Here is a 12,691-nt window from a genome sequence, read left to right as displayed (position 1 = left end):
ACGTGATGGTTGTTGCTAGGCTGAATGTATAGACATCACTGTGGAGCGTCTATCGTTTCCACCAATCTTGACCGTGAAACCAGATTCATGCGGCAAATTAACAACTACCGCATGGGCTTTCCATGGCATTTCGACATTGTTGCCGGGGCCGCCTCCGCGTGCGAGGCCAGCGAGGCGCGCAGGGTCATCGTCACCGGGTAGCCGCGCGTGACCGGACGCTGCAGGTCGTAGCAGCTGTTGAGCAGGGCGTTGATGCCGTTCTGCGTCATCTCGCGCCACGGCATGTGCACCGTGGTCAGGCGCGGCGCCGAGAATTCCGCGCTGGGCGTGTCGTCGTAGCCGATCACCGACAGCTCGTGCGGCACGCGGATGCCGGCCTCCTGGAAGTAGGACAGCGCGCCCACCGCCATCTCGTCGTTGGCGCAGAACAGCGCGCTGCACGGGTGCCTGGAGTCCATCAACTCCTTGGCCGCCGACCAGCCGCCGGCCGGCGAGAAGTCGCGCTCGGTCAGCCACAGCCCGGCGGGGTCGACGCCGCTGACGCGCAGCTCGTCAAGGAAGGCGTGGACCCGCACCACGTTGTCCGGCAGGCTGGACGGGCCGGACACCACGGCGATCTGCCGGTGGCCGTGGTCGAGCAAGGTGCGCGCCGCCATCCGCCCGCCCAGCATGTGGTCGACCGTGAAGCACTGGCCGGCCAGGCTGTCGAAGCTGTGGTTGAGCACCACCATGCGCTGGTGCTTGAAGCGCAGCGCGACGATGTCCTCCTCCTGCAGCACATTGGTCATCAGGATCAGGCCGTCGCAGCCGCGCTCGATCAGGAAGGCGATGCCCTCGATCGCCTGCTGGCGCGCGCCGCCCAGGCCGGCGCCGAAGGCCACCACCATGTGCAGGCCGGCCGCGCGCAATTCGGTGTCGATGATTTGCAGGATGGGCGTGTAGAAGGTGCCGCTGAGCACGGGGATGTACACGCCTATCATCTGGCTCGAGCCCGACAGCAAGGTGCGCGCCGCGTGCGAGGGCCGGAAGTCCAGCGCCTCGATGGCCGCCCGGACCCGCGCCAGCGTGGCCGGCGACACCGAACCCTTGCCGCTGACGACGCGCGAGGCGGTGCCCAGTCCTACACCCGCCAGGCGGGCTACGTCTTTGATGGTGGCCACGGCGACCGCCTTTCCGATGGGGTGTGGGTGTCAAAGTGTCTCTTTTTGGAAACGTTCCCAGCCATGTTGCACGGCTTGCTTTCCTCTGTCAACGAAAACCCGGCCCGACTTATGCGGCATCGCAAATTGACTTTGAAATTCGTTCGGTGCTATATTTGCCACATGAATTGGAAACCTTTCCAAATCTGGGTTGAGGGAAGTCGCAAGCAAGCTGTTCATAAAAACACAGGAGATGACATGCATGATCCAAAGGCACGACAGAAACTAATGAGCCTGGCGGTGGCCGGCGCCTGGGCGGCGGTGGCCGGCCAGGCGTGGGCGCAGGAAGCGCCCGCCAAGGCGGCGGAACCGGAAGTGCAGAGCGTGGTGGTGACCGGTATCCGCCAGAGCTTGCTTTCGTCGATGAACCTCAAGCGCAATTCCGACGGCATCGTCGACGGCATCGTGGCCGAGGACATCGGCAAGTTCCCCGATACCAACCTGGCCGAATCGCTGCAGCGCATTTCCGGCGTGTCGATCGACCGCTCGATCGGCGAGGGTTCCAAGATCACGGTGCGCGGCGTCGGCCCCGACTTCAACCTGGTGCTGCTGAACGGCCGCCAGATGCCGACCTCCAACCTGGGCGACCTGAACGGGCGCGCCTTCGACTTCGCCAACCTGGCCTCGGAAGCGATCGCGCAGCTGCAGGTGTACAAGACCAGCCGCGCCGAGACGCCGACCGGCGGCATCGGCGCCACCGTCAACGTGATGACGGCGCGCCCGTTCGACCGTCCCGGCCTGCATGCCAGCGTGGGCGTCAAGGGCGTGTACGACAGCACCAACGGCAAGCTGCCGGGCGACGTCAAGGCCAGCCGTTCGACCACGCCGGAAATCTCCGGCCTGTATTCCAACACCTTCGACAACAACAAGGTCGGCGTGGCGCTGACCGGCAGCTACCAGGAACGCAACCTGGGCTACAACACCGCCGCCGTCTCCAACGGCTGGAAGGGCCCGTTCCGCGGCGACGACAACAGCTGGGGCACGATACCGCAGGACGGCGCCACCAACCGCCCGGGCGCGAACGACCTGTACTCGGTGCCGCAAAACCTGAATTACAACTTCAACGGCGTCAAGCGCCAGCGCACCAACGCCCAGCTGACCCTGCAGTACAAGCCCACCGACAAGCTGGTCACCACGCTGGACTACACCTATTCCGAAAACAAGATCCAGACCAAGCGCAACGACATCTCGGCCTGGTTCAACTTCGGCAAGTCGACCAGCTCGTGGACCGGCGGCCCGGTCGCCAGCCCGCTGATCTACAAGGAACTGCTCGACGGCACCTCCGACATCGCCATGGGCGGCGCCGACTTCGCCACCAAGACGCAGAACAAATCGCTGGGCTTCAACGCCGTGTGGAAGCCGACCAACGAGCTGCGCTTCGAGCTCGACACCCACCACTCGACCGCCGAGTCGCGCGCCGACAGTCCCTTCGGTTCGAGCAATGTGCTGGGCACCGCCAGCTTCAGCCGCGGCGACACCACGGCCGACTTCAGCCACGACTTCCCGGTGCTGAGCATCGCCGGCGCCGACTTCACCAAGGCGCCGCAGCAGGTCACCGGCTCGGTGTTCACCAACGGCTACATGAAGGGCGAGGTCGACCAGACCCAGGTCAAGGGCGCATGGAAGGTGCTGGAAGCGTCCGAGCTGAAGTTCGGCGCCACCGCGTCCGAGGTCAAGAACCGTTCGGCCTTCTCCAACCAGCAGCGCGACACCTGGGGCGGCGCCACCAAGCCGTCCGACTATCCAAGCAGCGTGTGGCATCCGGAGTCGGTGCGCCAGTACTTCGACCACATCGACGGCAGCGGCAGCCCCAACCTGTTCAACCAGTTCTACACCTTCAACTTCGCCCAGGTGCGCCAGCTGGCCGCGGCCGCCTCCGGCAAGCCCGAGCTGTACCTGCCGAAGACCACCTTCGACCATGACGCCCGCACCACCGAGAAGTCGAACTCGGCCTACGTCCAGTTCAACACCGACTGGGACACCAGGCTGCCGATCCGCACCTCGGTCGGCCTGCGCTACGAAACCACCGACGTCACCTCGACCGCGCTGGTGCCGGCCGCCGTGGGCATCAGCTGGGTGTCGCAGAACGAATTTCCGATCACCTTCGGCGATCCGACCTTCACCACGCTGACCGGCAAGTACCACAACCTGCTGCCGAGCTTTGACTCCGACATCGAGCTCACGCCGAACCAGAAGCTGCGCCTGAGCCTGGGCGAGACCATCGGCCGTCCGCGCTACGACCAGATCCAGGGCGGCACCACGCTGGACTCGCTGGTCCGCGCCAACGGCGGCACCGGCAGCCAGGGCAACCCGGCGCTGAAGCCGGTCAAGTCCAAGAACCTGGACCTGTCCTACGAGTGGTACTACGGCAAGCAGAACTTCTTCTCGCTGGGCTACTTCCGCAAGAACCTGGAAAACTACGCCGGCCAGTCGCAGTTCGACGCCACGCCGTTCAACCTGCACACGCCGGTGGGCGGCAAGTTCTGGAACGAGGCGCTGGCCAACGGCTGCACCACCGCCGACACCACCTGCATCCGCGACTACATCTTCAAGAACCACGACGGCGCGCCGGGCGTCACGCGCGGAGCCGACGCCAACGGCCACGCCACCGGCACCATCATCGGCCAGCCGAGCGATCCGGTCGCCAACTTCAAGATCAATTCCTTCTCCAACCAGAAGGCGGCCAGCCTGAACGGCCTGGAGGTGAACTTGCAGCACATGTTCGGCAACAGCGGCTTCGGCGTGTCGACCAACTACACCTATGTGCACTCGGGCCTGAAATACGACAACGCCAAGCTCGGCGAGCAGTTCGCGCTGGTCGGCCTGTCGAACTCGTCGAACGTGGTCGGCATCTACGAGGACAAGAACTTCACCGCCCGCCTGGCCTACAACTGGCGCGGCGAGTTCCTGTCGTCGACCTTCGACGGCTCCGGCCCGAACCCTCAGTACGTGGAAGCCTACGGCCAGGTCGACCTCAGCATCGGCTACAACTACAGCGAGAAGCTGAGCTTCCAGTTCGAGGGCATCAACGTGGGCAACTCGATCCAGCGCGTGCACAGCCGCACGCATCAGCAGCTGGAGTCGGTCACGCAGCAGGGCCCGCGCTACATGATAGGCGCGCGCTACAAGTTTTAACCGGTAGTTGATCGTTCCGGGGCCGCTGCCTGGCAGCGGCCCTTTTCGGTTAGACTTCAGCCATCTCATCCTTAAACCAAGGCGAGCAATATGGTCCGACGCATCGTGATTGTGGGAGGCGGTTCCGCCGGCTGGCTGACGGCCGGACTGATCGCGGCCGACCACCAGGGCACGTCCCTGCGCGTCACCCTGATCGAATCGCCCGACATCGCGCCCATCGGCGTGGGCGAAGGCACCTGGCCCAGCATGCGCGACACGCTGCGCCGCATCGGCGTGTCCGAATCCGATTTCTTCCGCGAGTGCGACGCCTCGTTCAAGCAGGGCTCGCGCTTCAACCGCTGGGTGAATGGCGCGGACAACGACTACTACTTCCATCCCTTCGTGCTGCCGCAAGGCTACGACGAAGTGAACCTGCCGGAGCAATGGCAGGCGCAGCATCCCGACATTCCGTTCGCCGACCTGGTCAGCTACCAGCCCCACCTGTGCGTCCACGGCCGCGCACCCAAGCAGGTGGTGACGCCGGAGTTCTCGTCGGTGGCCAACTACGGCTACCATCTCGACGCCGGCAAGTTCGGCATCTTCCTGCGCAAGCACTGCCTGGAAAAGCTGGGCGTGCACTATGTGCCGGACAATGTGGTCGGCATCGCCAGCCACGACGACGGCGACATCGCCGCGCTGCACACGCAGACGCACGGCGCGCTGGAAGGCGACCTGTTCATCGATTGCACCGGCATGCAATCGCTGCTGCTGGGCCGGCACTACGAGGTGCCCTTGCTGTCGCAGAAGCACGTGCTGTACAACGACTCGGCGCTGGCGGTGCAGATCCCCTACCCCGACGACCATTACCCGATCGCCTCGCAAACCTCGTCCACCGCGCAAAGCGCCGGCTGGATCTGGGACATCAGCCTGCCGACCCGGCGCGGCGTCGGCCATGTGTACTCCTGGGCCCACATCGGCGACGAGCAGGCCGAGGCCGAGCTGCGCCGCTACATCGCCGACACCGGCGGCCCGGCGGACATCCCGCCGCCGCGCAAGCTCAGCTTCAACCCCGGCTACCGCGAACGCTTCTGGCACCGCAACTGCGTGGCCATCGGCCTGTCGGCCGGCTTCATCGAGCCGCTGGAGGCGTCGGCGCTGGCGCTGGTGGAAATGTCGGCCGCCATGGTCAGCGACGAGCTGCCGGCCACGCGGGCGGCGATGGACATCGTCGCCGCCCGTTTCAACGAAGCCTTCACCTACCGCTGGGAACGGGTGATCGACTTCCTCAAGCTGCACTACGTGCTGAGCCAGCGCCGCGACAGCGACTACTGGCGCGACCACACCGCCGCCGTCCCCGGGCGGCTGAACGATTTGCTGACCTTGTGGCGCCACCGCGCGCCATCGCGCAACGACTTCAACCGCATCGAGGAAGTGTTCCCGTGGGCCAGCTACCAGTACGTGTTGTACGGCATGGGCTTCCGCAGCGAATTCAGACATCCCCAGCCGCGCCAGGCCGCGCTGGCCGACGGCTATTTCAGCGAGACCGCCGAGCTGACCCGCAAGATGCTGGGCGCGCTGCCGGACAACCGCACACTGATCAACCACATCAAGCGCCACGGCTTGCAGAAAATCTAAATCACGAGAGACCACATGCCGAACATCGTATTGCTCAACAATGTAGACCACAAGGACCTGCGCGTCATCACCCGCCACGGCGCGCAGTTCGGCGACCGCCAGATGTGGGCCACCACCTTCCCGGCCGAGTTCCGCGACGTGCAGGCCTGCTACCCCATCGTGTTCCGCAAGACCACGGACGGCCTGGGCTTCGAGCCGGTCGCGCTGTTCGGCTTCCAGGAGGAGGAAAACCTGTTCCTCGACGGCGAGCGCTGGGACGCGCCCTACGTGCCGCTGATGATCGAGCGCCAGCCCTTCCTGATCGGCGTCAACGGCACCGAGCTGATGGTGCACATCGACGCCGACAGCCCGCGCGTCAGCCGCGACGAGGGCGAGCCGGTGTTCCTGCCGCACGGCGGCAACAGCGAATTCCTGGAGCGGGCCAGCTCGATGCTGCTGTCCATCCACCAGGGCCTGCAGGCCACGCCGGCCTTGCTGTCGGCGCTGCTGCAGCACGAGCTGCTGGAAAGCTTCGTGCTCGACGTGGAACTGAACGACGGCTCGCAGAACCGCCTGGTGGGCTTCTACACCATCAACGAGGACAGGCTGGCGGCACTGGACGCGGACGCCGTGGCCGCGCTGCACCGCGCCGGCCATCTGCACAGCATCTACATGGTGCTGGCCTCGCTGTCGAACTTCCGCATGCTGATCGACCGCAAGAACGCCGCCCATGCCTGAAGCCCTGCGCGAGATCAGCGGCCTGGGCGTGAACGACCTGGGCGACGACATCCTCACCGCCACCGAGCCGCTGGTGCTGCGCGGCCTGGCCGCCAGCTGGCCGATGGTGCGCGCCACGTTGGCCTCAGAGCGCGGCGGCGACGCCTATCTGCGCAGCCACTACCGCGACGCCACCGTGGGCGCCATGCTGGGCCCGCCGGAAGCGGGGGGACGCTTCTTCTACAACGCCGACATGAGCGGCTTCAACTTCTATCCGGTGCACGCCAAGCTGACCGCCGTGCTGGACGAGATCGAAGCCAAGCGCCACCAAGCCAATCCGGCCACCGTCTACGTCGGCTCGACCACGGTGGAGACCTGCCTGCCCGGCTTCCGCGAACAGAACGACATCAACCTGGGCGGGCGCGACGCGCTGGCCAGCATCTGGATCGGCAACCGCACGCGCATCGCCGCCCACTACGACGTGCCGGACAACCTGGCCGTGGTGGCGGCCGGCCGGCGCCGCTTCACGCTGTTCCCGCCGGAGCAGTTGAAGAACCTGTACATCGGCCCGCTGGACTTCACGCCGGCCGGCCAGGCCGTCAGCCTGGTGGACCTGCTGAATCCGGACTTCGACAAATATCCGAAATTCGCCGAGGCGCTGGCGCAGGCGCGCACCGCCGAGCTGGGGCCGGGCGACGCCATCTTCATCCCCAGCATGTGGTGGCACCATATCGAATCGCTGGACCCGTTCAACGTGCTGGTCAACTACTGGTGGCGCCAGTCGCCCGACTACATGGACACGCCGACCAGCGCGCTGATGCTGGCCTTCCTCACCATGCGCGACCTGCCGCCGGCGCAGCGCAAGGCGTGGCAGGAGATCTTCCGCCACTACATCTTCGAGGCCGACGAGACCACGGCCGCGCACATTCCCGAGCATGCCCGCCATGTGCTGGCGCCGCTCAACGACGAGGCCGCGCGTGTGCTGCGCGCCCAGACCCTGAACAAAATACACCGCTAAGGAGACACCGATGAACCCAAGCCCCCGAGACCCGAACACCCGCAGGCCGGTGCGCCGCGTCGTCATCGCCGGCGGCGGCACCGCCGGCTGGATGGCGGCGGCCGGCATCGCCAAGGTGCTGGGCAAGCGGCTCGACATCACCTTGATCGAGTCCGACGAGATCGGCACGGTGGGCGTCGGCGAGGCCACCATTCCCACGCTGCTCAATTTCCACAACCTGCTGGAGATCAACGAGCAGGAATTCATGGCCGAGACCCAGGCCACGTTCAAGCTGGGCATCGCCTTCGAAGGCTGGCGCGACGTGAGCAAGAACTACATCCACTCCTTCGGCATGACCGGCACCGACCACTGGACCGCCGGCTTCCAGCACTTCTGGCACAAGGGCGTGGAGCGCGGCCTGGCCGGCGACTACGGCGACTACTGCCTGGAGCTGAAGGCCTCGCTTGAAAACCGCTTCGCCCACCTGCCGGACAACGGCATGAACTACGCCTACCATCTGGACGCCAGCCGCTACGCCAAATACCTGCGGCGCCTGAGCGAACCGCGCGGCGTGAAGCGCGTCGAAGGCAAGATCGTGCGCTACACCAAGCACGAGGACAACGGCGACGTGCGCTCGCTGGTGCTGGAGTCGGGCCAGGAAATCGAGGGCGACCTGTTCATCGACTGCACCGGCTTCCGCGGCCTGCTGATCGGCGAGGCCATGCAGGAGCCGATGGAGGACTGGTCGCAATGGCTGTTCTGCGACCGCGCCATCGCGGTGCAGACCGAGTCGGTGGGCGACGCCGTGCCGCTGACGCGCTCGATGGCGCACCAGGCCGGCTGGCAGTGGCGCATCCCCTTGCAGCACCGGGTGGGCAACGGCATCGTGTATTCGAGCCGCCATCTGGACGACGACGCGGCCATGCGTCAGCTGCTGGGCAACGTCGAGGGCAAGACGCTGGTCACGCCGCGCGTGATCAAGTTCAAGCCTTGCCAGCGCAAGCAAACGTGGAAGGGCAATGTGGTGGCGCTGGGGCTGGCGAGCGGCTTCCTGGAGCCGATCGAATCGACCAGCATCCACCTGATCCAGCGCGCCGTGGTGCGGCTGATGCAGACCTTCCCCACCGACGGCATCAGCCAGGCCGACATAGCCGAGTACAACCAGCAGTGCAACAGCGAGATCGAGCACATCCGCGATTTCATCATCCTGCACTACCACGTCAACCAGCGCACCGACTCGCGCTTCTGGACCGAGGCGCGCGAGATGAGCATCCCGGCCTCGCTGCAGCACCGCATCGCCCTGTTCCAAGAGACGGGCCGCGTGTTCCGCGTGCCGAACGAGCTGTTCGCGGAGAATTCGTGGATACAGGTGATGCTGGGCCAGGGCATCATGCCGCGCTCGCACCACCAGACCGCCGACCTGATGGGCGACGAGGAGCTCAGGCATTTCCTCGGCGGTATCAAGTCGCGGGTGGACCGCATCGTGGTGCAGCTGCCGTCCCACCAGGCGTATGTGGAACGTTACTGCGGCCGCGCCGAGGCGACCAGGGCGGCCTGACCGTCAGGCCGCCGCCAAGCCAATCTTCGTTAGCGGCGATTAGTATTTTTTAGTTCCGAAAATAGCGCGGTCCCGCACGAAATATCGATGGTTAGCATTGGGTAGTAATGGTTAGCGCGTTTTAGTAAAAGCCGAAAAAACAGAGCCCGCCCTGCGCATACCCGCAGCGCGGGCTCTTTTTTGCCTGTCCACGGCCAACAACACTCCGCTGAATATTTATCATTTCCATATTTTTTAGGTAGTAATATTACAAACCCATCCAGTCCACAGACGATTGGAGGCAAATAACCATAAAACACGGAGACAAGCATGAAACTGCACTGTAGTTTAGTTTCACATCTGAAAGTAATTACGGCCGCGGGCATGCTTGCCCTGCTGGCCGCGTGCGGCGGCGGCAGCGAAGGCGCCACCGCTCCGGCCACCCGGCTGCTGGGCGCCAAGCTGGTGGCGGGGCCGGTCGCGGCGCCGCCCGCCCCGGCCAATATCCGCATGCACTTCCACCGCGCGGCGGGCGACGCCAGCCAGTGGGGCGTGTACTCGTGGGACGGCCCGGTCAACCCCAGCCCCGGCTGGATCAGCGGCCGTTTCATGATGACCCAGAGCGACGACTTCGGCGGCTACGTCGACATCCCCGTCAACACCGCCAAATCGGCGATCTGGTTCCTGGTCACCGACGGCAGCGGCAACAAGAATTGCGGCAGCGACCAGTCGGCCAACTTCAATCCCGGGATCGCCGTCAACGGCCAGGAAGTGTGGATGCTGGAAGGCGACTGCACCGTCTACGACGCGCCGCCGGCCATCAGCTACGGCAACCTCAACAACGCCAGCGCGCACTGGCTGTCGGCCGCCACGCTGGCTTGGCCGGGCGCGCCGGCCGGCGGCAGCTACCGCCTGTACTACGCAGCCAACGGCGGCCTCGGCTCCGGCAGCGGCGGCGTGACCGGCGCCGACGGCAGCATCGCGCTGAGCACCGGCACCTTGCCGTCCGCCCTGCAGCAAAAATATCCGCACCTGGCCGGCGCCACCGCGCTGACCATGGCGGATGCCGACGCGGCCGGCATCGCGGCCAAGGCCAGCGGCCAGTTCGCCGTCGCGCAGTTCGACGCCGGCGGCAAGCTGCTGCAAGTGAGCTCGCTGCAGATGAGTGGCATGCTCGACAGCGTGTTCGCGCCGGCGGCCGTCAACGCCACGCTGGGCCTGAGCTACGACCGCAACGGCGTGCCGACCTTCCGCGTGTGGGCGCCGACCGCCAAGTCGGTCAGCCTCCAGCTGTACCCGGACGCCACCAGCGCCAGCACGCAGACCCGCGCCATGCAGCGCGACGCCGCCAGCGGCATCTGGAGCTACACCGCGCCGGACGCCAGCTGGGTCAACCGCTACTACTACACCTACCAGGTGCGGGTGCTGTCGCGCTGGGCCGGCAACACGCTGGTGGACAACAGCGTGACCGATCCCTACTCCCTCAGCCTGAACGCCAACAGCCAGCGCAGCTTCGTCGCCAACCTGGACAGCGCCGCACTCAAGCCCGACGGCTGGGACCATCACCCGGTGCCGCGCCTCGACGGCCCGACCGACATCGCGCTGTACGAGCTGCACATCCGCGACTTCAGCGCCAGCGACGCCAGCGTGCCGCCCGCGCATCGCGGCAAATACCTGGCCTTCACCGACCAGGAGTCGGACGGCATGCGCCACCTGCGCCTGATGCAGAAGTCCGGCCTGACCCACATCCACCTGCTGCCCTCGTTCGACTACGCCAGCGTCAACGAGGCCGGCTGCAGCACGCCGGCCATTCCGAACGCGGCCGCCAATTCCGCCGACCAGCAGGCGGCGGTGGAAGCCACGCGCGGCGGCGACTGCTTCAACTGGGGCTACGATCCGGTGCACTACACGGCGCCGGAAGGCAGCTATTCCAGCAACGCCAACGACGGCGCGGTGCGCGTGCGCGAGTTCCGCGCCATGGTGCAGGGCCTGCACAAACAGGGCCTGCGGGTGACGATGGACGTGGTCTACAACCACACCAGCGCTTCGCAGCAGGGACCGTTGTCGGTGCTGGACAAGATCGTGCCCACCTACTACTACCGCCTCAACGCCGGCGGCGGCATCACCAACGACAGCTGCTGCGCCGACACCGCGTCCGAGAACGCCATGATGGCCAAGCTGATGATCGATTCGGTCAGCACCTGGGCGCGCGACTACCGGGTCGACAGCTTCCGCTTCGACATCATGGGCTTCACGCCGCTGGCGGTGATGCGGCGGCTGCAGGCGGCCGTCAACAGCGCGGCCGGGCGCGACATCTACCTGTACGGCGAAGCGTGGAACTTCGGCACGGTGGCCAACGACGCCCGCTTCGTGCAGGCGCGCCAGGCCAATATGTACGGCAGCGGCATCGGCTCGTTCAACGACCGCATCCGCGACACCGTGCGCGGCGGCGGCTGCTGCGACAGCGGTTCCAGCCTGGTCAGCCAGCAGGGATACATCAACGGCGCCTACCTCGATCCGAACGCGCAGTCGACGCAGACCAGGGACGACTTGCTGCGCCTGGGCGACCTGGTCAAGGTGAGCCTGTCCGGCACCTTGCGCGACTACAGCTTCACCGACCGCAGCGGCGCCGTGCGCAAGAACTCGGAGATCGACTACTTCGGCCAGCAGGCCGGCTTCGCGGCCCAGCCTTCGGAGACCATCAACTACATCGAGGCGCACGACAACCAGACCTTGTACGACCTGAACGTCTACAAGCTGCCGGCCGCCACCAGCATGGCCGACCGCGTGCGGGTGCAGACGCTGGGCGCGGCCATCAACATCCTGGCGCAGGGCGTGCCCTTCCTGCACGCCGGCCAGGAGATGCTGCGCTCGAAGTCGATGGACCGCGACAGCTACGACGCCGGCGACTGGTTCAACAAACTCGATTACAGCTACCAGTCGAACAACTTCGGCGTCGGCCTGCCGCTGGCCGGCGTGAACCGGGACAACTGGCCGCTGATGTCGCCGTTGCTGGCCAACCCGCTGCTCAAGCCGGACAGCGCGGCCATCGTCGGCGCCCGCGACGCCGTCAACGACTTGCTGGCGATCCGCCAGGACAGCAGCCTGTTCCGCCTGCGCACGGCGCAGGACGTGTCCGAGCGGCTGCGCTTCTACAACACCGGGCCGCAGCAGGTGCCGGGCCTGATCGTGATGAGCATCGACGGCCAGCAGCCGCGCCGCTACCAGGGCGCCCGCTACAAGATGGTGGTGGCGGTGTTCAACGTCGACAAGGTGGGCAAGAGCATCGCCGTGCCGGAGCTGGCCGGGCGCAAGCTGAGCGTGCACCGCATCCTGCTGGGCGCCGGCGGCGGGCGCAACACGCGGCTGGGCAACTACAGCGCGGAGGGCGGCAGGTTCAGCGTCGCCGCGCGCAGCGCCGTGGTGTTCGTGGAAGAAGCGCAATAGGATGGCGCGGCGGCGGGCAACTCGGTTATAGTGCCCATGTGGCAAGCACCACCGCCGCGCCTTCCG

General features: G+C 66.1%; 7 protein-coding genes. 6 read left to right on the top strand and 1 reads right to left on the bottom strand.

What is annotated here, in order from left to right; genetic code table 11:
• Positions 1-104: 104 nt before the first annotated feature.
• The gene (locus AC07WS_RS04945; RefSeq protein ID WP_494727966.1) at positions 105-1,160 is read right to left on the bottom strand and encodes a LacI family DNA-binding transcriptional regulator; all 1,056 of its coding nucleotides are present in this window, start codon (positions 1,158-1,160) and stop codon (positions 105-107) included.
• A 237-nt stretch (positions 1,161-1,397) separates the two neighbouring features.
• Between AC07WS_RS04945 and AC07WS_RS04940 the strand changes: the two genes are divergently transcribed.
• The 6 genes from AC07WS_RS04940 (at position 1,398) to AC07WS_RS04915 (ending at position 12,625) form a co-directional block, all read left to right on the top strand.
• Positions 1,398-4,334 (top strand): TonB-dependent receptor, encoded by a 2,937-nt coding sequence (locus tag AC07WS_RS04940; protein WP_494727965.1) that lies wholly within the window; start codon positions 1,398-1,400, stop codon positions 4,332-4,334.
• A gap of 90 nt (positions 4,335-4,424) precedes the next feature.
• Positions 4,425-5,948 carry a tryptophan halogenase family protein gene (locus tag AC07WS_RS04935; protein ID WP_494727964.1) on the top strand — a complete coding sequence of 508 codons (1,524 nt, stop codon included), beginning with the start codon at positions 4,425-4,427 and terminating at the stop codon, positions 5,946-5,948.
• Between the two features lie 15 nt (positions 5,949-5,963).
• On the top strand, positions 5,964-6,665 hold the full coding sequence (locus tag AC07WS_RS04930; protein ID WP_494727963.1) for a SapC family protein: 702 nt from the start codon (positions 5,964-5,966) through the stop codon (positions 6,663-6,665).
• The gene (locus AC07WS_RS04925; protein WP_494727962.1) at positions 6,658-7,662 is read left to right on the top strand and encodes a cupin-like domain-containing protein; all 1,005 of its coding nucleotides are present in this window, start codon (positions 6,658-6,660) and stop codon (positions 7,660-7,662) included. Before AC07WS_RS04930 ends, AC07WS_RS04925 begins: the two co-directional genes overlap by 8 nt.
• Positions 7,663-7,672: 10 nt before the next feature.
• Positions 7,673-9,199: a tryptophan halogenase family protein gene (locus tag AC07WS_RS04920; protein ID WP_494727961.1), complete on the top strand. Its 1,527-nt coding sequence runs from the start codon at positions 7,673-7,675 to the stop codon at positions 9,197-9,199.
• A gap of 363 nt (positions 9,200-9,562) precedes the next feature.
• A complete protein-coding gene (locus tag AC07WS_RS04915; RefSeq protein ID WP_494727960.1) occupies positions 9,563-12,625 on the top strand; it encodes an alpha-1,6-glucosidase domain-containing protein in 3,063 nt (1,020 codons plus the stop codon).
• Positions 12,626-12,691 lie beyond the last annotated feature (66 nt).

It is taken from the genome of Duganella sp. GW821-FHT01E12 (assembly GCF_059422325.1).
The sequence above is the reverse complement of the archived record's forward strand: the minus strand, read 5'-3'. Positions and strand labels throughout refer to the sequence as shown.

Bases quoted from the DNA above. Each gene is read 5' to 3' on its own strand.
- AC07WS_RS04940 (WP_494727965.1), top strand. From the start codon at position 1,398: ATGCATGATCCAAAGGCACGACAGAAACTAATGAGCCTGGCGGTGGCC.
- AC07WS_RS04935 (WP_494727964.1), top strand. From the start codon at position 4,425: ATGGTCCGACGCATCGTGATTGTGGGAGGCGGTTCCGCCGGCTGGCTG.
- AC07WS_RS04930 (WP_494727963.1), top strand. From the start codon at position 5,964: ATGCCGAACATCGTATTGCTCAACAATGTAGACCACAAGGACCTGCGC.
- AC07WS_RS04925 (WP_494727962.1), top strand. From the start codon at position 6,658: ATGCCTGAAGCCCTGCGCGAGATCAGCGGCCTGGGCGTGAACGACCTG.
- AC07WS_RS04920 (WP_494727961.1), top strand. From the start codon at position 7,673: ATGAACCCAAGCCCCCGAGACCCGAACACCCGCAGGCCGGTGCGCCGC.
- AC07WS_RS04915 (WP_494727960.1), top strand. From the start codon at position 9,563: ATGCTTGCCCTGCTGGCCGCGTGCGGCGGCGGCAGCGAAGGCGCCACC.